General features: G+C 50.0%; 20 protein-coding genes and 1 tRNA gene. 17 read left to right on the top strand and 4 right to left on the bottom strand.

Going from position 1 to position 21,652, the window contains the following annotated elements:
• Nucleotides 1–79: 79 nt before the first annotated feature.
• The 4 genes from CFB04_RS15210 to CFB04_RS15225 all read left to right on the top strand — a co-directional run bounded on the left by CFB04_RS15210 (nucleotide 80) and on the right by CFB04_RS15225 (nucleotide 3,025).
• Nucleotides 80–772, top strand: a complete 693-nt coding sequence (locus CFB04_RS15210; protein ID WP_088536178.1) for a PilZ domain-containing protein — start codon at nucleotides 80–82, stop codon at nucleotides 770–772.
• 93 nt (nucleotides 773–865) lie between these two features.
• Nucleotides 866–1,669, top strand: a complete 804-nt coding sequence (locus CFB04_RS15215; protein WP_088536179.1) for a TatD family hydrolase — start codon at nucleotides 866–868, stop codon at nucleotides 1,667–1,669.
• A 12-nt stretch (nucleotides 1,670–1,681) separates the two neighbouring features.
• Nucleotides 1,682–2,461, top strand: coding sequence for a ThiF family adenylyltransferase (locus tag CFB04_RS15220; protein ID WP_088536180.1), 780 nt, complete (start codon nucleotides 1,682–1,684; stop codon nucleotides 2,459–2,461).
• A 66-nt stretch (nucleotides 2,462–2,527) separates the two neighbouring features.
• On the top strand, nucleotides 2,528–3,025 hold the full coding sequence (locus CFB04_RS15225; RefSeq protein ID WP_088536181.1) for a ferritin family protein: 498 nt from the start codon (nucleotides 2,528–2,530) through the stop codon (nucleotides 3,023–3,025).
• 344 nt (nucleotides 3,026–3,369) lie between these two features.
• Here CFB04_RS15225 and CFB04_RS18470 read toward each other — a convergent pair whose 3' ends face one another.
• Both CFB04_RS18470 and CFB04_RS15235 read right to left on the bottom strand, forming a co-directional pair.
• Nucleotides 3,370–4,047, bottom strand: coding sequence for a lytic transglycosylase domain-containing protein (locus tag CFB04_RS18470; protein ID WP_231934217.1), 678 nt, complete (start codon nucleotides 4,045–4,047; stop codon nucleotides 3,370–3,372).
• Nucleotides 4,048–4,195: 148 nt separating this feature from the next.
• Entirely contained in the window at nucleotides 4,196–5,596 is a 1,401-nt protein-coding gene (locus tag CFB04_RS15235; RefSeq protein WP_088536183.1) for a sigma-54 dependent transcriptional regulator, read from the bottom strand.
• A 320-nt stretch (nucleotides 5,597–5,916) separates the two neighbouring features.
• Here CFB04_RS15235 and CFB04_RS15240 point away from each other — a divergent pair, with 320 nt between their 5' ends.
• The 6 genes from CFB04_RS15240 (at nucleotide 5,917) to CFB04_RS15265 (ending at nucleotide 12,628) form a co-directional block, all read left to right on the top strand.
• Nucleotides 5,917–6,408, top strand: coding sequence for a chemotaxis protein CheW (locus CFB04_RS15240; protein WP_088536184.1), 492 nt, complete (start codon nucleotides 5,917–5,919; stop codon nucleotides 6,406–6,408).
• A 25-nt stretch (nucleotides 6,409–6,433) separates the two neighbouring features.
• Entirely contained in the window at nucleotides 6,434–8,251 is a 1,818-nt protein-coding gene (locus CFB04_RS15245; RefSeq protein WP_088536185.1) for a chemotaxis protein CheA, read from the top strand.
• A gap of 12 nt (nucleotides 8,252–8,263) precedes the next feature.
• Nucleotides 8,264–9,139 carry a protein-glutamate O-methyltransferase CheR gene (locus tag CFB04_RS15250; RefSeq protein ID WP_231934219.1) on the top strand — a complete coding sequence of 292 codons (876 nt, stop codon included), beginning with the start codon at nucleotides 8,264–8,266 and terminating at the stop codon, nucleotides 9,137–9,139.
• Nucleotides 9,140–9,148: 9 nt separating this feature from the next.
• A complete protein-coding gene (locus CFB04_RS15255; protein WP_088536186.1) occupies nucleotides 9,149–10,048 on the top strand; it encodes an HDOD domain-containing protein in 900 nt (299 codons plus the stop codon).
• Nucleotides 10,049–10,055: 7 nt separating this feature from the next.
• On the top strand, nucleotides 10,056–11,132 hold the full coding sequence (locus tag CFB04_RS15260; RefSeq protein WP_088536187.1) for a chemotaxis response regulator protein-glutamate methylesterase: 1,077 nt from the start codon (nucleotides 10,056–10,058) through the stop codon (nucleotides 11,130–11,132).
• A gap of 398 nt (nucleotides 11,133–11,530) precedes the next feature.
• On the top strand, nucleotides 11,531–12,628 hold the full coding sequence (locus CFB04_RS15265) for a CheR family methyltransferase (RefSeq protein ID WP_088536188.1): 1,098 nt from the start codon (nucleotides 11,531–11,533) through the stop codon (nucleotides 12,626–12,628).
• On the opposite strand, the gene CFB04_RS15270 is transcribed toward CFB04_RS15265, so the two are convergent.
• Nucleotides 12,629–13,609 (bottom strand): beta-ketoacyl-ACP synthase III, encoded by a 981-nt coding sequence (locus tag CFB04_RS15270; protein WP_088536189.1) that lies wholly within the window; start codon nucleotides 13,607–13,609, stop codon nucleotides 12,629–12,631. It lies immediately after the preceding gene.
• Between the two features lie 166 nt (nucleotides 13,610–13,775).
• The gene (locus CFB04_RS15275; protein ID WP_088536190.1) at nucleotides 13,776–14,096 is read right to left on the bottom strand and encodes a hypothetical protein; all 321 of its coding nucleotides are present in this window, start codon (nucleotides 14,094–14,096) and stop codon (nucleotides 13,776–13,778) included.
• Nucleotides 14,097–14,260: 164 nt separating this feature from the next.
• On the opposite strand from CFB04_RS15275, the gene radA reads away from it, so the two are divergent.
• The 7 genes from radA (at nucleotide 14,261) to CFB04_RS15310 (ending at nucleotide 21,621) form a co-directional block, all read left to right on the top strand.
• Nucleotides 14,261–15,604, top strand: coding sequence for a DNA repair protein RadA (gene radA, locus CFB04_RS15280; RefSeq protein ID WP_088536191.1), 1,344 nt, complete (start codon nucleotides 14,261–14,263; stop codon nucleotides 15,602–15,604).
• A gap of 95 nt (nucleotides 15,605–15,699) precedes the next feature.
• Complete coding sequence (gene dksA / locus CFB04_RS15285) at nucleotides 15,700–16,056, top strand: RNA polymerase-binding protein DksA (RefSeq protein WP_088536192.1); 357 nt, start codon at nucleotides 15,700–15,702, stop codon at nucleotides 16,054–16,056.
• Nucleotides 16,057–16,103: 47 nt separating this feature from the next.
• The gene (locus CFB04_RS15290) at nucleotides 16,104–18,443 is read left to right on the top strand and encodes a GAF domain-containing protein (RefSeq protein WP_088536193.1); all 2,340 of its coding nucleotides are present in this window, start codon (nucleotides 16,104–16,106) and stop codon (nucleotides 18,441–18,443) included.
• An 81-nt stretch (nucleotides 18,444–18,524) separates the two neighbouring features.
• Nucleotides 18,525–18,600, top strand: a tRNA-Ala gene (locus tag CFB04_RS15295).
• 66 nt (nucleotides 18,601–18,666) lie between these two features.
• Entirely contained in the window at nucleotides 18,667–19,497 is an 831-nt protein-coding gene (locus CFB04_RS15300; RefSeq protein ID WP_088536194.1) for a polysaccharide deacetylase family protein, read from the top strand.
• Between the two features lie 38 nt (nucleotides 19,498–19,535).
• Nucleotides 19,536–20,144 carry a glycosyltransferase family 2 protein gene (locus CFB04_RS15305; RefSeq protein WP_231934221.1) on the top strand — a complete coding sequence of 203 codons (609 nt, stop codon included), beginning with the start codon at nucleotides 19,536–19,538 and terminating at the stop codon, nucleotides 20,142–20,144.
• Between the two features lie 103 nt (nucleotides 20,145–20,247).
• Nucleotides 20,248–21,621: a radical SAM protein gene (locus CFB04_RS15310; RefSeq protein ID WP_088536196.1), complete on the top strand. Its 1,374-nt coding sequence runs from the start codon at nucleotides 20,248–20,250 to the stop codon at nucleotides 21,619–21,621.
• Nucleotides 21,622–21,652: the final 31 nt, after the last annotated feature.

Here is a 21,652-nt window from a genome sequence, read left to right on the forward strand (position 1 = left end):
TTCGCCTCACTGCTGCCGATAATACTGGCATGTTGAGTGGAAAAGGGCAATGTTTTTTTGACAGCGGAAAGGATCAGGGATGACCGATTTGTATCAACTTGTGACTGTAGACGGAGGCAAGGAGGATAGCAATGCCATTCTCGCCATCCTGAAAGAAATACATGGGGAAAGGTTGCAGAACGATCTTCGACTGCTTAATTATTATCATGAAATTCCAGTAAGTTATCCTGCAACGGTTGAGAGTATTGAAGATGATATGGTGGATGTTCTCGTTCATCAGCATCAGGCTGTGGTCATGTATCACCAGAAGATGACATTCTTGAAGAGCAGGCATTTTCCTCACGATGTAGTTGCTGGCGTGTTTCGTGCGGATGTTAATAGATGCGTCGCAGTTCTCAGCAGATTCGCCTACGCGCATGTCCGGGCGGAACGGCGGCAGTTCCTGCGAGTAAGGATAGAAGGGGATACGCAGGTTACTTTCCGTTCAGCAGCCGGAGCGGTGACAGGTGTTTTGAGTGACATATCCGTCAGGGGAATCAGCATGTCCGCCAGCGCCGCCGATCTGCAACCGCCTGTAAACGGGACCATTTCGCTCGTTCTTGAAGGCACTCCGCTCAGTTTTCCAGCAACCTTTTTAAAAAGTATCGAGAGCAGCGAAGGGCCCAGGTACATTTTTGAGATGGATGCAACCAGCAAAGATGAAGAGAAAATCTCGCAGTTCATCATTCGCCGGCAGTTGGAGATAATCCGCGGACTCAAGGACTCGCTCTGAGGTTTCTCCCGGCGACCCTGCAAGTTCTTGCTGCGAATCAAGCTGAGTCTTTCCCCCATTGTTTCTCGCCTGCCTCTCCAGTAGAATTATTTCATGTATCGATACGAGTACCACAAGCCTGTCTTCGTCGATAGTCATTGCCACTTGGTTGATCCTTCGCTGCTGACCGTGCTGCCCGAGATTCTTTCACGTGCAAAAACGGAGGGCGTTCATGGATTCATCGTTCCCGGAGTTACGCGACAGGAATGGGGAATGATCGAGTCTGTGATGCAGCCAGAAGGCGGTGTTTACGCTGCCTATGGCGTCCATCCTCTCCATTCAATCAGCTTCGACGAAAAAGCAGCTGCGGAGCTATTTGAATATGCTAAACGCGGAGCTGTTGCTATCGGGGAAATCGGCCTTGACTACACCTATGTCGGCATACCTCGAGACATTCAGATGCTAGCATTTCGGGAGCAGCTGAAAATAGCGGTCGTACTAGGGCTTCCGGTGCTGCTTCACTGCCGTCGGGCGTTTGAGGATCTCATCACAATAGTGAAAGAAGAATCAAATGGTTTAGTAGGTGGAGTCATGCATGCATTTTCGGGGAGCGTGGAGACGGCAGAGCAGTGCCTGAGACTCGGGCTTCATATTTCGATCTGCGGCACGGTAACATACCCCAATGCCGTGAAGCCGATACGTGTGGCAAATCACATTCCCCTGGACAGGATGCTCCTGGAGACAGATGCTCCGGACCTTTCTCCCGAACCGTACCGGGGGATGGTAAATGAACCGTCATATATCAGGAGGGTAGCGGAGAAGATTTCTGAGGTGAAGGGAGTGTCGGTTGATCGTATCGCTGAAGTTACGACTGCCAATGCAGAACGGCTATTTTGCAAAATTTTTAAGAAAAATTGAAAGGAAAGGTACGTGGCGCCATTAAACAGATTCTCTCGAAACGAGCTACTGGTCGGCCGTGACGGTCTTGACCGGCTGAAAAAATCTTCTGTGGCCGTTATCGGGTTGGGAGGTGTAGGTAGCTATGCAGCCGAGGCTTTATGCCGTGCAGGCATAGGCCGCATTGCTATTGTGGATTTTGACGATATCTGTCTTACGAATGTAAACAGGCAGCTCCATGCAATGGACGGAACCGTCGGTGATGCCAAGGTGTCGGTAATGGCGGCACGAATGCGGCTCATCAACCCAGATGCGGAGATCTTCCCATTTCGGGAATTCTATTCGGGGGAAACCAGTCGACAGCTGTTCGCACAAGAGTTTGATTACGTCGTCGATGCTATTGATCATATCACGAGCAAGCTCCACCTCATTGCCACATGCCGTGAAAGGTGCATTCCCATTATTTCGAGCATGGGGGCTGCCGCAAAGCTTGATCCGTGTAAAATAGAGGTAGCTGATATATCACTCACCCATAAATGCAGGATGGCACGTGTTGTTCGCAAGCTGTTAAAAAAAAGAGGAATAGAAAGCGGTGTAAAAGTTGTGTTCTCTACAGAGGAATACCGGGAACAGGAGGCCCAGGAATCAGGGTGCAGAGGCAATTGCATTTGTCCCAACAAGGAAAACCAGATTTTTTCATGTGAGAATCGGAGAGTCATTCTGGGCAGCAGTTCTTTTATTCCCGGCATATTCGGACTTACAATGGCAGGAGTAGTGGTGAATGATCTTATAAATTTTCGATCTCTCGGTTGACCCTGGACCGTTTGAATCTATACTTGTAATTCAACGTTTCATTAAGATTGCAAGGAGGAAAGTGCCATGGGTAAGGAATACACGGTACAGGAAGCACTAAAAATGGCAATTCAGGCGGAGAAGGATAGCATGGATTTCTATCGCAGAGCTGCCTCAGTTACCAAAAATGAACGTGCGAAAAAAGTGTTCGAGATGTTGGCGAATGAGGAGGTGGGACACCTTAAGGCTTTCTTCGACCATTATCGCGGAACCGAATACGGCAATCTGACTGATTTTATAGAGTCAGAACCCAACAAGAAAAACGCAACGTACCTGGCTCTGGAGAAAGCTATTGATGAGGGCACTCACGAGAAAAAGGCTCTTGAGATAGCCCTTAAGGAAGAGAAAGCCTGTGTTGATCAATATACTCTTCTTGTGAAGGATGTAATCGATCCTCTTGTGCGTGCCATCTTTGAACGTGTGATTAAGGAAACTCAGAACCACCATGATGTCATCGAGGATGAATATCGACATATTATGGCTATGGTGGACAGATCTGATCAGGATATCTACGTGAGGGAATGAGCTATGACAGGGTATTTTTTGTTGTCATTGATGTTTCTGCTTTTGGTGCCAGAGGCAAATGCCAGCGGCGGACAAGGTTCATTGTCCCCGCAGAACCCCGACATTATAGAGCAGAAATGCATAAGGTGCCACAATCGGGGTCCCATTGAGACGGCTGCCCGTGAAGATCAGGACATACGAGAAATATTGCAGCGGATGGAAAAAAGAGGAGCGGTGCTGACTGAAAAGGATCATGAGGTAATCGGCCATTTTTGGCGCCGGAATCCTTTCAAGCCAACGAAATGACATGGTGACGTTATAACCTCAAAAAAGCGGCATGCCTGAAGGCAGCCGCTTTTTTGAGGTTAGCTATTGTACGATGCAAGGTAGTTCTTGACCTTGACCAGGTATTGCCTTGTTTCCCGAGGCAGGGACTCGGGGTGACGATCGACATTGCCTGGTCCCCAATTGTATGCGGCCAGGGCATGATCGATATTCCCGCCATACCTGTTGAGCATATCCTTAAGAAACCTGGTCCCCGCCATGACATTCTGTTGAGGGTCAAATGAATCCTTTACACCGAGCCCTCTGGCCGTAGCAGGCATCAGCTGCATCAGTCCTTCAGCCCCGGCGTGTGACACTGCGCGGGGGTTAAAATTACTTTCGGCTTTTATGACGGCGCGGATAAGCGCTTCATCTACCCCATACCGGTTCGATGCCTTTTGAATTATTTCATTGATCGACAGATCGCCCAGATTGTCTTCATAAGGAGCTGGGGCGGGAGGAGAGGGGGGCAAGCTTATCCCTTGTTTTGCGGAAGGGGCTGTTGTGGCAACTGTCTCGGCAGTAGCAGGATCATGTTGCAGGAAAACCGAAAGTAAGCCTTTTACACGTGCAGAAACGATCTCCGGCGCCTGAACACCTTCTTGTTCCCCCCCGAGGGAGATGGCATTTTTCATCATTTCAAGCCGCAATATTTCAGCTGCGGCGGCGACATTGGGAATACGATCCGGAGCTTCCCGCTGCAGGGCTAAACGAGCCAATTGTTCTTCGAAAGCAGAGGAGGTTGATATGTTCTTGGGTGGGCGGGGCGCCTCTCGTGGTGCATCTGCCGGAACGAGCTTTTCTAGGGTGTGAATGGACATGCCATCAAGCAATGCAGAAAACTTGCCAATGTTAACCTGAGTGTGCTTATGAACTTGACATCATTCTGGGACCAAAAATAAGTTTCTTCTTTTTCAGCTTCTCGATCAGGGTAGTCCGTTTGAGGTTTAACAGCATCGCCGCTTCTTTCTTATTACCCCCCGTCTTTTCCAGGGCTTGAAGAATGAGCTTGTTTTCGAATTCTTCAACTGCGCTGTTGAGACAAAAACCTTTTTCCGGCAGAGCGAGCGTCTCCTGTATTACGGAAGTCCGCACTCCCCTGTATTTGTCCGGAAGGTCATGAGGGGTTATTATCCCATTACCTTTCAGAATTACAAGACGTTCAACCAGGTTCTCCAGTTCCCGAACGTTTCCCGGCCAATCGTAGCAGCACAGAATTTCCAGGGCGCTTCTGTCGAGGCCTTTGACTTTATGTTGCTTGTCCCTATTGAACTTTTCCATGAAGCTGTTGATCAGCAGGGGGATGTCCCCTTTTCTGTCCCTCAGTGGGGGGAGCATTATTGGAATCACCGAGAGCCGGTAATAAAGGTCTTCACGGAACTCTTTGGAGCTCACCAGTTTTTCGAGATTCTGATTGGTGGCAGCTATTATGCGGACGTCCACTTTTTTTGAATGTGTAGCTCCTACCGGCTCAAGTTCCCTGTTTTGCAGCACCCGCAACAGTTTTACCTGTAAATTCGGCTTCATGTCGCCGATTTCGTCAAGGAACAGTGTTCCCTTGTCGGCCATTTCAAATCGGCCTATTCTCGTCGCTACTGCTCCTGTGAAAGAACCTTTTACATGGCCGAACAGTTCGCTTTCTAGAAGATCATCAGGAATCGCAGCGCAGTTGACTGGAACGAAGTTTTTGGTACGGCGTCCGCTAAGGTCGTGAATTGCCCGCGCTACCAACTCCTTTCCTGTTCCGGATTCACCTTGCAGTAGTACCGTCGAATCAGAATCCGCAACTTTCTCGATGAGCTCGAAAAGAGCCAGCATTCTGTCACTTTCACCAATTATGTTGTTGAGAAGTGACCTGTTCTTAATGCAAGGCTTAGTCCTGAAGCTCTGGTTTTGCAGGGCTTGGTGCTCTAGCCCCCTTTTTACGTGTGTTTCGAGTTCCTCAAGATTGAAGGGCTTCTCAAGATAGAAAAAAGCCCCTGCTTTGAGAAGATTCGCAGTCATTTCAGAGTTGGCGAAAGCGCTGTAAGCGATAGTCACGATCTCCGGACGCATGGCTTTCAGCTTCTTGATGAACTCTAGCCCGTTTACACGAGGCATCATGATGTCCGTAATAACAAGATGGACATCGTTAAGTTCGATTTTTTCCAGGGCATCTTGCCCATCGGAGGCTTGAAAGACCTGATAACCCCTGTAGCTCAAAAATGCTGCAACAAAATCCCTGGTTTTCTTGTCGTCATCTGCGATCAAGATGCGGGTTGTTTCCATTCTGTTCCCCAGCCTGTTTAAAGTTGCGCCGTTGCCGTCCGATGAGGTTATCACTATAGCAGAAAAATTCCTGAAGTCAATAATATGACACAATCTTTTGGTGAAAAGTTTATTTATGAGTGTATATTGCGAAAAACTAATGCATTATTTTGCGGAAATGTCAACAATTTTATCCATTTCCTCTACTTGTCGAGAGCAAGATGAAAAAGTCAAAAAGCCGTGAAACCTGCTGTGTTCCAATTATCAAGAGAAAGAACTAAACCGCAAAAAGTTCATGCCGATTACATCACCTACTGAGTAGCGGATACGGGAGGGTATGCATGGAAACTGCACTGGTACTGCAAAATGAAGATGCCTCTGGGGAACTTATACAGCTGGTCAGTTTTAATCTTGATAAAGAGGAGTACGGGGTGGATGTCCTGAAAGTACGGGAAATCATCCGCCTGCCTAACATAACCAGGGTTCCGAATACACCTCATTATGTTGAAGGGGTGATCAATCTCCGCGGAAAAGTCATACCAATAATGTCCATGAGAAAAAAGTTTGGACTCGAAAATGTGGATAACGACAAATTCACACGAATAATGGTAATGGACGTCGAGGGTGAGCTGATGGGATTTATAGTGGACGCTGTTTCCGAGGTCATCCGGATTTCAGCCACGGAAATTCAGCCTCCACCGCCTGTTGTAACCAGCGGCATTGATCAGGAGTGCATGTCGGGAGTGATCAATCAGGCCGAGCGTTTGCTCATCCTTCTCGATCTTGAGAAGATCACATCCGACGAGGAAAGAAAACTGCTGGGAATAAGATAGAGAATTTCTGTGAGGGAGTTCAGACATGTCAATAGAAGTTGAAGACCAAGAGTTATTGGAAGGATTTCTAACAGAAACAACTGAGCTGTTGGAAAAGCTTGATGACGATCTGGTCGCTCTGGAGAAGTCGCCGACGGATGCCGACCTTCTGAACAGGATATTCCGGTCTATCCATACCGTGAAAGGCGCTTCCAGTTTTCTGGGTTTCGAGCTCCTCGTTAAGGTTACCCACAAGACGGAGGATGTTCTTAACCGGCTGCGCAAAGGAGAACTGTTCGTAACACCGGCAATAATGGATGTGATACTGGAAGCTGTAGATTTGGTTAAACTTCTTGTCAACGACATAAAGGGGGGGGATATACAGGAGCGGGAGGTAGGTACGACTCTTGATAAGCTGCTGCCGCTTCTCTCCGAAGGCGCAAGCGAAGCAAAAGTTCTCGAACCGGCAGCAGAAGCTGCGCCGGTGTCCGAGGAGCCTAAGAAACGGAAGAAAAAAAATGCCGCCGCTGAGGCTCCTGAAGTACAGCCACAGGAGGAAGAGAAGCAGGCACCGAGAGCTGAGGCTGCGCCTGGCGCCATGCCTGTCGTGAAGGCTGCTGTTACGCCTCCTCCCAAAGGTGGAGAGGAGCTTGCTGACAATAATACTGTCAGGGTGGACGTGAAGAGGCTCGACGACCTCATGAATCAGGTTGGAGAGCTGGTACTGGAACGCAACCGCATGATACAGCTCAACTCGAACTATCAAAGCAGCTTGAACCTGAACGACTTCGGCGAAGATTTCAGCAAGCTGTCTAAACGCATAAATTTTGTTACTTCAGAACTTCAATCGCAGGTATTAAAGCTGCGCATGATACCAGTAGAAAAGGTGTTCAAAAAATTCCCCCGTATTGTCCGGAATCTAGCGCGTGATTTGGGCAAAGAGGTTGATCTTCATCTGTTCGGGGAGGAAACGGAGCTTGATCGTTCCGTCGTCGATGAAATAGGAGATCCGCTGATCCATCTGATCAGGAATGCCATGGATCACGGCCTGGAGACTCCTGATGAAAGGGTTGCTGCCGGAAAGCCACGGGCAGGCACCGTCCTGCTGTCGGCCGGGCATGAAGGGAACCAGATAGTCATAAGCATAAAAGATGACGGCAGGGGTATAGACCCCGAAAAGGTTGGCAGGAAAGCTTTCGAAAAGGGTTTGGTGACGGAGGAGCAACTTGCTGCGATGACTCCCCGTGAATTGCTTGACCTCATATTTCTTCCCGGATTTTCCACAAAGGAAAAGACAACAGACCTTTCCGGGCGGGGCGTCGGCATGGACGTCGTAAAGACAAATATCAAAAAGTTGAACGGTATTATCGACATCAAAAGCGAAGTCGGCAGTGGCTCCGAATTCATCCTCAAGCTACCTCTTACCTTGGCTATTATCCAGTCTCTACTTGTAGAGGTGAACGGTGAGATCTACTCAATTCCTCTTTCAGCGGTCCTGGAAACATTGCGAGTGGATGTTCGTGAGTTTCACACTATCCGAGGGCAGGAAGTCCTGAAGCTGAGAGATACTGTGCTACCGCTGGTGCGGTTGCATGATGTTTTTGCTGTGCAAGGCGAAGCCATTGCCGACGGTTCATGCTATGTAGTCGTCGTTGGGGTTGCGGAAAAAAGAATAGGATTGGTAGTGACGAGGCTGCTAGGACAGCAGGAGGTGGCCATCAAGTCACTAGGCAGATACCTGTCCAATCTACCTGGAATAGCAGGCTCTACAATACTGGGTGACGGCAATGTGGCGCTGATTGTCGATCCCGTTGGTCTGCTCGAAGACAGAGATGCCAGCAGCACGGCACGAATTGCTATCTGAGGCTAATACACTATGGGAATAGAGTTAGGCAAGACCATGCAGGTTGGTAGTCCATCAAAGATCTCCGACAAAGATTTCGAGCTCTTCCGGGATTACATATACAACTTGTGCGGCATTTACTTTCATGCAAGCAAAAAATACTTTCTCGAAAGCAGGATTGCGCGCCGAATGGAAGAGACGGCAATAGCAACCCACAGCGACTACTACCAATTCGTGAAGAGCGGCCAGCGGGGCGCAACAGAACTGAAAAGGCTACTGGATGAAATTACAACCAATGAAACATGTTTTTTCAGAAATCCACCTCAGCTCACTGCCCTAGAAAACAAGCTTTTACCTGAGATTGTAGAAACAAAAGGGAAAATAGGATTTCGCAAGATCCGGATATGGAGCGCGGGTTCCTCTTCAGGCGAAGAGGCCTACACTCTGGCAATGATGCTAATGGAAAAGCGTAATGCTATTCTCAAGGACTGGATTATTGAAATTGTAGGTACAGATATTAATGAAACTGTCTTAGGTCAGGCCAGGGAGGGTGTTTACAGCTCATATTCCGTGAGAAACACACCTGAGTACTACAAAAAAAAGTATTTCAAAGAGGAAGGGGATGGACGGTTTGTCCTGTCGCCTGATGTTAAAAAATTCGTGACATTTTCACAGTTGAATCTTTATGACGACACAAAGATGATATTTATGAAGAGTTTCGACCTCATCTTTTGTGCAAATGTGCTTATATATTTCGACATTGCCTCAAAATCGAAAGTGGTACAACATTTCTACAACAATCTTCAGCAATATGGTTATTTTTTCGTCGGCCAGTCTGAATCGTTGCATGGGGTAAATGAACATTTTAAGACAGTCCATTTTCCAGGCGGTTTTGCCTATAAAAAGTAAGAGGATGTAATGGAAAAAGCACATAAACTACAAAAAGCGAGTCAGTTGATCGCAGGGACCACCGATCTTCCTACCATTCCCATAATTGCGACGAAGGTTCTAGAGTTGCTGGAAAAACCGGATGTCGAGTTGGACGAGGTGGCTGATCTTATTCTCACCGACCAGGTAATGGCTGCACGAGTCATAAAAATAGTAAATTCTCCCCTATACCGAACTGCTCAGGAAATCTCATCGGTCAAACGGGCTCTTGTTTTTCTGGGATTTCGTCACATCAGGGAATTGGCGCTTACTTGCTCGTTTCTGGAAGCATTCCAGGGAAAAGACGGAGTGTTCGACATCAGAACCTTCTGGGAGCACTCATTTGGCGTTGGAGTCGTGTCGAAGCTGATAGCACAACGAGCACGTTACCACGATGTGGAGAAAGCATACCTGGCAGGAATAACGCACGATATCGGCGAGGTCTTTTTCAGCTACAACATGCAACACGATTTTCAGAAAGTGCTTGATGAGATAAAGGGCCGCCCGCACAAGCTTGTGGAAACAGAGGAGCGCTATTTCGGTACTACTCATTGCGAGGTAGGTGAGCTGATAGCCCAGAGCTGGAATTTCCCCCCCCAGTACCAAGAGGTAATCGCCCACCATCATGCTCCGGAAAATGCCACTCTTGAACCTACCCTGGTGGCGATCGTAAACCTTGCGGATCTCTTCTGCTCGGTCCGCCAACTCGGGTACGAGGGGAGTGAATGGGTCAGCTTCAATCTGGCGGAAGAAGGAGCATGGGGAATACTCAAAAATTTTGCTCCGCACATGCGTAACCTCGATGTCGAACGGTTTTGTTACGAACTGGATGATAAGGTGTCCGACATTCGTGAGCTTGTAAAGTCAGTGTTTGAAGGGATGGAGGTTTAACAGCTCGATGATTCCTTCACAGGGTAGAAAAATCAGGGTCCTAATTGTTGATGACTCCTCTTTTATGCGTATGGCTATCAGGGGTATACTTTCACGCGATCCGGAGATTGAGATAGTGGGAAGTGCTGCTGATGGTGTCGAGGGCGTTCAGCGCGCAATCGAGCTGAAGCCCGACATCATTACCATGGACGTTGAAATGCCTCGTCTTGATGGAATAGCCGCATTGAAGCAGATAATGGTCAAAGCGCCCACTCGGGTTTTAATGGTCTCCACACTGACCAACGAAGGGGCTAGAGCCACTTTCGACGCACTTGAAGCCGGAGCGGTTGACTATATCCCTAAAAATGTTACAGACTCGGCGGACGCCCAGAAAGTCTTTCGCGAGGAGTTGCTGAGAAAGGTGAAGGGTGCGGTTGTTTCGGTTGCCAGGACAGTCTTGCCGGTTACTGCTCGGATTACTGCGCCGCCTGTTGCCCGTGTTACCAAATCCCGTTTTGCACAGCATAAGATAAATTATGTCGGAATAGGTGCTTCAACAGGTGGTCCCGTGGCCCTTCAGGAGGTTCTGTCGCGCATACCAGCTACTTTTCCTTACGGAATAATGGTTGCCATCCATATGCCCAAGGCATTTACCGGTCCGTATGCGGAGCGCCTCAACGCCAAGTGCTCGCTCTCGATCAAGGAAGCGGCCGATGGCGATGTTCTCAAGCCGGGACAGGTATTGGTCGCACCCGGAGGACGGCACACCTCACTTGTGAGGCATGGAGCCGGCGTAACGGTAAAGACCTCCCCGACAACGGATTACCCCAAATATGTATACATCCCTTCGGTGGATCTGATGATGACCTCTCTTGCAGAGGCATGTAGCGGCTCAATGCTGGGTGTGATACTTACAGGAATGGGAAACGACGGGTTCAAAGGGATGCAGTTTCTAAAGACCAAGGGAGGGATTACTATCGTTCAGGATGAGGCTACCTCGACCATTTATGGGATGCCAAAGAGTTGTGTGGAAGGGGGGGTTGCAGATGAGATTCTTCCCTTGACGGAGATAGGGTTCGAGATTGCCCGCGTTGCCGGCACCTGATCAACGGGTGGCGGTAACCTTAATTCCGCCACGTTCCACCACAGCCCTGCATGAGGAGAAGCCGGACCGCTTAAGTCGGAATAGTAGAAAAACAGCTCCTACCGGCAAGCAGCGTGGGAAAAATATCTCGAGATTCCCATTGGGTTGAAGAGCCCTTGCCATGTCAGTAACAATGAAAACAATCTCTTCGGAAGTTTTGCATTCCACAGACAATTGATGTATGTCTCGATTCAGTGCACCAGGAAACACACCTCCGACCCGATTTCCCAAGACGGAGCAGCAAACCAGCAAGAGTGTTCTCGATAACCGGCTCTCCAGCAACACCAACCTTGGCAGATTCACACCTGCTCCTTTACTTCACCCTTGTTATTATCTGTTCTCCCGCGTAGATTCACATCATGCATCAAACAGAACTCACTTTCCAGGCTGATTTTTCATCCCTGACATTCCGGCAGAATATTGGCAAGCTCCTGAAGAGCGGCACCTTAGGCGACAAAACACTTCACCGCTGGGTTGAGCGGCTTCAGGAGCGGTTTGATGAATACTGTTCCGTTTACCCGTATGGTTTATGGGGGCCTGGATTGGTGCCTACTCGTGAGATGAGTGCGCTGACCGATCTCTATCTTCCTATTGTAGAGATACACCAAGCTTTCCATTGTCTATGCCGCAAAGCGCTGGCGATTTCGCCCTCAGAAGCGCTCCCGCTTTTCAATTACGCCCGTTCCTGGCTAGACATTCTTCCGCGCCTCCCTGAGCAACTCCAGATAAATAATCCCGCAAAGTTGCTCAGGCAATTGCTGAAGGAAGATGCAATACGGGAATCCCTTCTTTTTGGAACCTTTCTGCCCCGCCGCCATGGAGGTAGTTTTCTCAGGTACCCGGGTCAGTATGACGTATTGAGAAAGTGGCTTGAGGATAATCGCAAGAGAATCTCTACGGGGCTACAATGTCTTGATGCTGCCTGTGGCTCGGGGGAGTGTACCTATCGACTTGCGGCTTTTCTTCTTGAGATGGGTTTTTCTGAAGATTCACTGAGGGTGCACGGTGTTTCGGTCGAGCCACTGGAGGTATTCGCGGCGGCGCATGCATACTTTCCGCACGACCTGCTCAAGCAGATTTCCTATCGCCAATGGCTCGAGCAGCATGGGGCGACGCTTTGGGGGAGGAGATGCGTTACTTTTGCAGCCGGAGACATTACCTCACAGGATACCGTAAGTGCTGAGGCCTACGATATTATCCTATGTAACGGACTGTTGGGAGGGCCGATGCTAAGCGACTCAGACTTGACTAAAGCGATAGCTGCACTGGCAGCCGGACTAAAAAAAGGAGGGATCCTTATGGCTGCGGACAGGTTTCATTGCGGATGGAAGAAAAAAACCTCTTTCCAGCAATTGACGGAATTATTTCAGGAAAAAGGTTTGACATCCATACCTTCGGATGAAGGGATTGCTGTGATTAGAGAGTATCGAAGTGGTGCTGCCGCTTCACATACCTGATCAGAACCTGATAAGCATTCCTCCCCAGGAGAGCCCCCCCCCGAAGCCCATCATAAGGACCAGGTGCCCTTTCCTGATCTTGCCGTTACGCAAGTTTTCATCAAGTGCGAGTCCGACTGAGGCCGCGGCAGTGTTGCCGAAACGATCTAGGTTCAGCAGGAACCGCTCCTTGGGTATTCCCGTCTTTTTCGAAATGAAATCAATGATCCGCACATTGGCTTGATGCGGAATTATATAGTCCAGCTCATTCGGATTTATTTCCGCCCTTTGGGTTACTTCCGCAATTATTTTCGGAATGACGTCAGTAGCAAAAACAAAGACGCTTTTTCCAGCCATTTTGAAGGTATTTTCTCTAGCAGCTATTGTTTCCGGTGTGACAGGTGCGCGTGAGCCAGATGAGGGTACCTGGATCAGTTCCCAGCCGTTGCCGTCACTACGGATGAGGCTTTGAAGAATGCCTGTCTTCTCCTGCGTTGCTCCTAGTATCATGGCTCCTGCGCCGTCACCGAACAGCGGGCAGGTGGTTTTGTCCTGGAAATCTAGGATCTTCGAATAGGTATCAGCCCCAATCACTAGAATTTTTTTGTATTTACCGGATTTGATGAAGTTGTCCGCCGTTTCCACGGCATATACAAAGCTGCTGCAAACCGCATTCATGTCAAAAGCGAAGGCATTCTTGGCGCCTATATTTTTTTGAACCATACATGCAGTGGAGGGGAGGATCATGTCTGCTGTTGAGGTCCCAACGATTATGCAGTCCAGCTCCTCCGGGCTGATATTTCCGGTTTCCAGGGCCTTCCGGGCAGCTACGGTGGCCAGATCAGACGTTGCGACATCTTCTGTCACAAACCGACGCTCACGGATGCCGGTCCTGGAAAAAATCCACTCATCAGCATCTTCCACAAGATAACTGAAGAAATCATTTCCAACCACTCTCTCGGGAATTCCGCTGCCTGTAGCGAGAACCTGGGAATACAACATATGCGCCCTCGATTTTCTTTTGCCTTGGATCGCCGTTTACTGAGAATTAAGCGACGTGTCTTCAAAGACTGTTGAATTTAATGCAGATTCGCAATTATTTTTACTGTAGCTGAAATATAACGTTATTTTATGGCACACGTGCTCTTGTTTGTCAAAGCAATTCGGCCTATTCAAAACTCTTTCGACTTCGTGCGGCGTCAACCACGCCGAAGAGCCACAAGCCGACGAAAGAAGCAAGGATCCACCTGCCGGCAGGTGCCAGTTTTTGAAGCTGTTCCAGGAGTTCGGTGCTGGAGAGGGTGCCGGAGAGATGGGACATTACAAGAGTGGGGCCAACGGCTTTAAGGATGAGGAATAGTGAGGCCAGAACAAAGAGATTTACCAGCAGAATCAAAATGATGCCCTTGCCTCTTTCTCCTTTATAAAGCTGGCCAAGTCCGGGAAGCACTAGTGCCGAGAGAAGCACTGCCTTCATATTGAATTTCATTTTTCACCTGTCGGGGTGGGGCTATACTCTCTGCTCGGAAGCAGGAGGCCGTTCGATACTATCGCAACGGCAAAATCTTTGTCAAACCAATACTACTCCTTTCCCCCTGTTGACTTTAAGACGTGCGGTGGCTACTATCCCATCGAAGATCGGAGGAGAAATTTTTGAAATTAAAAACGATTTTTACCTGCCAGAAGTGCGGCTATCAGTCTCCCAAGTGGTTGGGAAAGTGCCCGGACTGCAACGAGTGGAATACACTTGTGGAAGAGATCCCGGCCCGGGCAGTAAGCACTGAAAGCGGTGCCGTAGCAGTTCCGCTATCCATCAACGCCGTTACAGTAACCGACGAGCTTAGAATTTCCTGCGGAATATCGGAGTTTGATCGTGTTCTCGGGGGTGGGCTTGTAGCTGGTTCGCTGGTGCTGATAGGTGGAGATCCCGGCATAGGGAAATCCACAATCCTACTGCAGGTGATGAATTACCTTGCCGCAAACGCTGGTCCTGTCCTTTATGTTTCGGGTGAGGAGTCCGCGCAGCAGATAAGCCTTCGCGGAGCGAGGATGGGGATATCTCATGCAAACCTGCTCCTTCTGCCAGAGACTTCTCTTGAGAAAGTAATGGGGCAGGTTCATTCCCTAAAGCCGCATGTTCTTGTTGTCGATTCCGTCCAGACTACATTCACTTCTGCGCTCGAGTCTGCACCGGGGAGCGTGAGCCAGGTGCGGGAGTGTGCAGGACGACTCATGATGCTTGCAAAAGGTCTCGGGGTTCCAGTGTTCCTGGTAGGTCACGTGACAAAAGAAGGTTCCATCGCCGGACCTCGTGTCCTCGAACACATGGTCGACACGGTGCTCTATTTCGAGGGGGACGCAGGACATTCATTCCGAATACTGCGAGCGGTAAAAAACAGATTTGGTTCAACTAACGAGATCGGAATCTTTGAAATGAAGGAGACAGGGCTAGCGGAGGTTGCTAATCCTTCCGAACTTTTTCTTTCTGAGCGCCCTATAGGGGTTTCAGGATCAGTCGTAGTTACAAGCATCGAAGGTAGCCGTCCCCTCCTCGTTGAACTGCAGGCTCTAGTCACCGGATCGCCTTTCGGGACACCAAGGCGGACAACGATCGGAATCGATCATAACAGGCTTGCGCTCCTGGTGGCGGTGCTTGAGAAGAAGGTTGGACTTAGTCTTGGGGGGCAGGATATTTTTGTTAACGTGGCGGGAGGGGTAAGACTTAATGAGCCTTCTGCCGACCTGGGGATTGTCGCCGCTGTTGCGTCCAGCCATCTGGACAAGATCGTCCAGCCGCAGACATTGCTGATAGGCGAAGTCGGACTGGCTGGAGAGGTGAGAGCAGTTACACAACCCGAGTTGAGGGTTAAGGAGGCGGCGAAGCTCGGTTTCAAGCGTTGTATTCTTCCTGCCGGAAATGTGAAGCAGGTATCGGAAGGAGGCATGGACCTGAGAGGAGTTCGGTCGGTAGAAGAGATGTTGGAGAACCTTTTTTGATGACTGATCCAGTCCTAAATATTGAGAATTTGCTTTACTTGGGATAAAAAATCACTTTTAATAGTACGTCTCTTTACATTTACACGGAGTGGCTAATGGAACCGGAAAAGTTAGAGTATTTCAGGGGCATTCTTCAGGAGGAGATGAGGATGCTTCTTGAGGAGGCTGGTAAAACAGTCTCAGAGATGACAGCTGATAATATGAATTTTCCCGATCCTACCGACCGGGCGACTCAGGAGTCAGACAGGAATTTTGAGCTTCGGATCCGGGACAGGGAGCGAAAGCTTATCAACAAGATCAAAGAGGCCCTGGAGAGGATTGATGACGGAACTTTCGGCATCTGTGAGTTATGCGGCGAGGAGATCAGCGAAGGAAGACTTAAGGCAAGGGCCGTGACGACACTCTGTATCGACTGTAAAATTGAAGAGGAACGAAAAGAAAAGTTCCGCTAAGCTTAAAGCACCAACTTTCGCCCATCCCCCTGCGCTCCGGAGCTTTGATGGCTGTTCAGGACAGATATAACCTGCTGAGCAGGGTGGTACGAATAGCCAATTCCGCCAGACTTTCCTATCCCGCGCGCCTCAAATCCCTTGTGGAATTTCTTTCCCAGTACTTTCAATTTCCTTCCCTTTCTCTCTACATCCTGGATAAGGAGCATCGTTACCTTGTAAACAAGGTTACATCAGGATTTCCCCGCTCTGTCGCTGATTGTCGTATTCCACTTGGAGAGGGCATTGCAGGCCGATGTGCCGGTGAAAGCACTCTGCTGATAATGGCAGAGTCGCAATCCCATGAGGATGAATCCCGGCACGGCGATCCACTTGTGGCAGCAGTGCCGGTGCGGGAGGAAGGAGTCCTGTGGGGGGTCCTGACTTTTGGGCTTCAGAGCGCGGCTGAGTTCAGGGATGAAGACGTTGAGGCATTGCAGGACGCCCTTGTGGTGATGGCAGGGCTTATCCACGGCGTGCGCAACGCGGAGAATTCCGACAGCAGGATACGTAACCTTACGACGCTCAATCAGCTAGGCCAGCTGCTGAACAGGTCGATTCCTCTCCCTTCGCTGGTTCCGTTGGTTCTTGATACCTGCTGTGAGTTCACAGAGGCTTGTTGCATCGTGCTGCGACTTCTCCCCGAAAGCGGGATGCCTGCCGGAAGTTATCGGAAGTGCAGCCGTGGAATAAGCCAGTTACTTCCTTCTTTGCTCGACATAGAAGAGGCTGCGTCCAGACGGGTCGTGAATGACATGGTCCCGCTGCTTGTGTGCGATATCATAGATGAAGCGGACCTGCCTCCTTCTTACGTCACTGTCCCCCTTAAATTCGAGGAGAAAATGCTGGGGACGCTGACCTTCTTCGGCAAGAGGCAGGAACATCGGCAATACGTCAACTATGATGAGGAGGACAGAGAACTTTTAGAAAGCATCGGGATGCTGATATCGAATGCCTTTGCGGGAGCAACGCATTATCAGCAGCTTGTCTCCCTTTCGGAAGAGAACGAAAAAAAGCTGAAGGAAGGTTTTCTTCTCTATCGGATCAGCAATACCATGTTGTCTACCATCCGTCTCAACAAGCTCATCCACCTCATCCTTACAGCCCTTACATCCGGGCTAAATCCATTTTTCGACCGTGCGATGCTGTTTCTGATCAACGAACGAGCAGGCATAATGCAGGGAATGCTGGGAGTAACACGTGAAACGGCCCAAGGACTCCTCAATCCTGTGAGCGATCTTGAGGATATCCAGGCGAGCAGGTGGGATATTTCCGAGGAGGCAATGGCATGGCAGAGAGATTCGGAATTCAGCAGTCTTGTGCGAGCCAGTCGTCTTGAGCTGAACCGTGCTCTAAACGTTGCTTCTCGCGCTGTGCTCGACAAGAAGCCTATTTTCGTGCCTGATGTCACGAAGGAAAAGCGGGTCGATAGGGATTTCATCCAGCGTTTTTCCATTAAGTCATTTGCGGTTGCGCCGCTTATGGCAAAGGATCAAGTAGTAGGTGTCGTGATTGTGGATAATGCCTTAGGCGGCAGGGAGATCAGCCGTGACGACCTGCGCTTTCTGCAGCTCTTTACTAATCAAGCGGGGATGGCCATAGAGAACTCGATGCTTTATAACCGCATTGAAGATACGAACCGAAATTTGAGGGAGGCCCAGGAACGTCTTATTCAGGGCGAGAGGCTCGCAACTATCGGGGAAATGGCGGCTGGCATAGCTCATGAGCTGAAAAGCCCGCTGGTTTCAATCGGAGGGTTTGCGCGGCGACTTGAAAGGAAGCTTCCTGCCGGATCGGTTGAGCTTGAATATGCGGATACGATAGTTCGGGAGGTCCAGCGTCTTGAGAAGATGCTAAATGACATCCTGTCATTCACTAAGAAGACAACAATCTGTTATACCCACTGCAACATAACTGACATCATCGAAGAGTGCTTGGCCATCGTCGCCATGGCTTTCGAAGAATTTAATATAAAGGTGATTAAGCAGTATCCGAGGAGGGTGATTGTATTTCTCGGAGACTGCCAGCAATTAAAGCAGGTTTTTCTCAATCTCTTCATAAATGCACAGGAGGCAATGAAGAGTGGCGGCACGCTAAAAATTTCAGTGTCATCGGCGACTCTCAACGGTGCATCGGCTGTGTCGGTCAAAATTACCGACTCAGGGGGGGGGATTGCGTTGGAGGCCCTCCACAACATCTTCAATCCGTTCTATACGACTAAGGAGACAGGTACAGGACTTGGGCTTCCAATTGCCAATCGCATTGTCACGAACCATGGAGGGAAAATTCAGGTCAATAACAAGGTGGGGATAGGTGTGGAATTCAACATCATTCTCCCGCGTAACATCTGATGCCAATTTTTGCTTTTCAATCTGGTTTCGTTTGCGGTATAAGTACGGGGAGTCGGGGAAGATAGATTTATGTTAATTATTGGGGATGTAGCTCAGCTGGGAGAGCGATGCGTTCGCAACGCATAGGTCGACGGTTCGATCCCGTTCATCTCCACCATCAACAGAAAGGGGGCAAGGAAGCCCCCTTTTTCTATTGCACGATGTTCAGCGCAGGAAGCGGTCAATGCCTGTTTTAAACGCCCTCACCATCGATGTCGAAGACTGGTATCATGTTTGTGATGTGCCGGGAATACCTGTCATCCCGGATGCGGAAAAGCGGGTAAGAAGAAATGTTGAGCTCATACTGGACATGCTCCGTGCCGTTCAGGTTCGGGCTACCTTCTTCATACTCGGGAGCGTGGCGCAGGATGAGCCGGATCTTGTTCCCAAAATCGTAGCGGAGGGGCATGAAATCGCTTCTCACGGCTGGTCCCATACGTTGGTTTCAAAATTGACCCCTGAAGCCTTTCGCTCTGAAATCGTTGCCACGGCGGACATCCTTGAACGCCAAGGAGGCAGGAGACCTTCCGGTTTCCGGGCGCCACAATGGTCTTTATGCAGGTCCTCTACGTCCTGGGCTTTCAGCATATTGCGCGAAGAGGGGTTCCGTTACGATTCGAGTCTAAACCCTCTCCCTTTTGTGGGAAACCCCTGCGGTCCTCGGCAGCCGTTCGGGTTGGACACGGCAGCGGGGCGTCTTGTCGAGTTTCCTCCTCTCGTTATGCCGACCTGCCTCGGCAACCTGCCGGTAGGGGGGGGCTGGGGGTTCAGGTTTTTCCCCTATGCTTTAGTGAAGAGAGCTATAAATCGTTTAAACAATGCAGGATACCCTGCCGTTCTATATCTACATCCGCGGGAGATAGACCCGGCAGGGCCGAGGCTCGGCCTTTCCCCTGTAAAAAAATTCGCTGCCTACGGACCTCGTTCCGATGCGTCGGAGCGCCTCAGGAAAATTTTTCTCGATTTTTCGTTTACCTCTCTCGATCAGTTGGTACAGTCTTGCAATACTGTGTAGTTATTCCTGCATATAACGCTGTCCGTACGCTTGCGGCAGTGGTAAGCGAAGTCCTTGAATGTGGGATAGCTGTGGTGGTGATCGATGACGGTTCCACCGACGGCACTGCCGATACCGTAAGGGATCTGCCGGTACAGGTCGTTACGCATGAGGAGAACCTGGGGAAGGGTGCGGCGCTTCGTTCCGGGTTTGCCTGGGCTCTCGCTCATGGGTACGAAGGCGTCGTTACGCTTGATGCCGACGGGCAGCATGATCCGACAGCAATAGTCAAGCTGGCACTGGAGGCAGAGCGGTTGGAGGCAGATATTCTCATCGGTTCCCGCTATGCCCAATTCAACGAGATGGCGGGATTGCGGGCGTGGTGGAACAGGTTCGGAGTCTGGTGCATGCGCAAGCGGACCGGCTTTGAGATAACCGACAGTCAGTCGGGCTTCCGGTGGTATTCCGCACGTCTCCTTCGTCAGCTTACGCTTCAATCGAATGGGTACCAACTTGAGATGGAGATTCTCATGAAAGCCTGGCGGCATGGCTTCTTCATAGCTTCGCTGCCTGTCCCTGCGCGGGTAGCGGATGGGAGGGGTACCAGCCATTTCCGTCCTGTGCGGGATACGTGGCGTATCTGCAAAATCTTTCTTCGGAATATGTAGGCTTGCCTGTCTATGCCGGTTTTGATGAAGCACTTTTGTCTTGCACTCCTAACCCTGCAACTCTAAGATTAGAAATTCCGGAAAGCTCCGCCAGAGGAAGCCAATGCTGCAGAGCCTCAAAGATTATTCCAGCGAAAAAGTAGTGTCCCTTCTCCTGTCGCTCGCGACAAGCGCTTCCAATGAGACCCTTGCCCGAATGACTCATATCATGGAGTTCATCGCGAAAAAGGAGTATTACAAGGAGCGCATCCGCTGGATCAGACAGCTCATACGGGAAAATCACCCGTCCATTGCGTTTCCCTTGCGTATATTGCGGGAACTTCATCCGAACCAGCGTGACAAATGGATCACCAACCTCGCCGTCAATCACCTCCTGTCGGGGACAAACCAGCGGAAGGCATGGGCGGATCGGGAGGGGTACTATCCGCCTTCCACCGTAGTCATAAGTCCCACGATGAAATGCAATCTTTCCTGTTACGGCTGCTATGCGGGAGACTACCGCAACACGCTGGAACTCTCCCTTGATGAAATAGACTCGGTTCTCATGCAGGTGAAGGAGATGGGAGTCTATTTTGCGGTAGTTTCGGGTGGAGAGCCGTTCTTCAAGCAGGATATCTTCGAGATTTTCAAAAAGCATAACGACATGGCCTTCCTTGTTTTCACCCATGGTGGGCTTGTGGATGAGGCGGTGGTAGAGAAGCTGATCGAGGTGGGGAACGTCATGCCCGCCTTCTCCCTCGAGGGGTACGAGGCGGAGACGGACGAACGGCGTGGCCGCGGGCATTTTGCCAAGGTGATGCATGCGATGGACCTTTTGCGGGAAAACGGACTCTCCTTCTGCGGCTCCTTTACACAAACCAGCAGAAATACCGGCATCGTCACGAGCGATGAGTACATCGACATGCTGGTTGAAAAAGGCTGTTTTGCGTTGTGGCTCTTTACATACGTACCGGTGGGGCGTGAGCCCGATATCGAGCTTATGGCCAAACCGGAGCAGCGAGACTACCTGCGTCGCCGGGTGACAGAATTTCGGTCTTCAAAACCGATGCTCTTTGTGGATTTCTGGAATGATGGCCCCATCATCAGCGGCTGTATCGCCGGGGGAAGGAAATACTTCCATGTCAACGCCAACGGCGATATCGAACCATGTGTCTTCTGCCATTTTGCCGTCGACAACATTCGCCGGACATCCCTTCGGGAAGCCCTCAACTCTCCCCTGTTCAAGAAGATCCGCCAAGTGCAGGGAGAGAATGACAACCTGTTGCGTCCCTGTATGCTGATCGATCATCCCGAGGTGGGGAGGGAACTTTTCTCAGCTCACGGCACATATCCTACTCACGATGGAGCAGAAGCTATTTTCTCCCAGCTTGCAACAAGGATAGATGCCTACTCAGCCGATTATGCCGCAATTGCGGATCCGGCGTGGGCGCGGGAATCTTCAGATGGTCGCAGGGCCGAAGCGCAGGTGAAAAAATAGCGGAGTAGCAACTCGGCGTGACACTTTACAG

Origin of the sequence: Geobacter sp. DSM 9736, from assembly GCF_900187405.1 — a bacterium.
In the GTDB taxonomy this organism is placed as follows: Bacteria; Desulfobacterota; Desulfuromonadia; order Geobacterales; family Geobacteraceae; genus DSM-9736.

What these genes read in the sequence shown, in the direction of transcription:
- CFB04_RS15210 (WP_088536178.1), top strand. Translation starts at nt 80, where the DNA reads ATGACCGATTTGTATCAACTTGTGACTGTAGACGGAGGCAAGGAGGAT.
- CFB04_RS15215 (WP_088536179.1), top strand. Translation starts at nt 866, where the DNA reads ATGTATCGATACGAGTACCACAAGCCTGTCTTCGTCGATAGTCATTGC.
- CFB04_RS15225 (WP_088536181.1), top strand. Translation starts at nt 2,528, where the DNA reads ATGGGTAAGGAATACACGGTACAGGAAGCACTAAAAATGGCAATTCAG.
- CFB04_RS15235 (WP_088536183.1), bottom strand. Translation starts at nt 5,596, where the DNA reads ATGGAAACAACCCGCATCTTGATCGCAGATGACGACAAGAAAACCAGG.
- CFB04_RS15240 (WP_088536184.1), top strand. Translation starts at nt 5,917, where the DNA reads ATGGAAACTGCACTGGTACTGCAAAATGAAGATGCCTCTGGGGAACTT.
- CFB04_RS15245 (WP_088536185.1), top strand. Translation starts at nt 6,434, where the DNA reads ATGTCAATAGAAGTTGAAGACCAAGAGTTATTGGAAGGATTTCTAACA.
- CFB04_RS15250 (WP_231934219.1), top strand. Translation starts at nt 8,264, where the DNA reads ATGGGAATAGAGTTAGGCAAGACCATGCAGGTTGGTAGTCCATCAAAG.
- CFB04_RS15255 (WP_088536186.1), top strand. Translation starts at nt 9,149, where the DNA reads ATGGAAAAAGCACATAAACTACAAAAAGCGAGTCAGTTGATCGCAGGG.
- CFB04_RS15260 (WP_088536187.1), top strand. Translation starts at nt 10,056, where the DNA reads ATGATTCCTTCACAGGGTAGAAAAATCAGGGTCCTAATTGTTGATGAC.
- CFB04_RS15265 (WP_088536188.1), top strand. Translation starts at nt 11,531, where the DNA reads ATGCATCAAACAGAACTCACTTTCCAGGCTGATTTTTCATCCCTGACA.
- CFB04_RS15270 (WP_088536189.1), bottom strand. Translation starts at nt 13,609, where the DNA reads ATGTTGTATTCCCAGGTTCTCGCTACAGGCAGCGGAATTCCCGAGAGA.
- CFB04_RS15275 (WP_088536190.1), bottom strand. Translation starts at nt 14,096, where the DNA reads ATGAAATTCAATATGAAGGCAGTGCTTCTCTCGGCACTAGTGCTTCCC.
- dksA (WP_088536192.1), top strand. Translation starts at nt 15,700, where the DNA reads ATGGAACCGGAAAAGTTAGAGTATTTCAGGGGCATTCTTCAGGAGGAG.
- CFB04_RS15290 (WP_088536193.1), top strand. Translation starts at nt 16,104, where the DNA reads ATGGCTGTTCAGGACAGATATAACCTGCTGAGCAGGGTGGTACGAATA.
- CFB04_RS15300 (WP_088536194.1), top strand. Translation starts at nt 18,667, where the DNA reads ATGCCTGTTTTAAACGCCCTCACCATCGATGTCGAAGACTGGTATCAT.
- CFB04_RS15310 (WP_088536196.1), top strand. Translation starts at nt 20,248, where the DNA reads ATGCTGCAGAGCCTCAAAGATTATTCCAGCGAAAAAGTAGTGTCCCTT.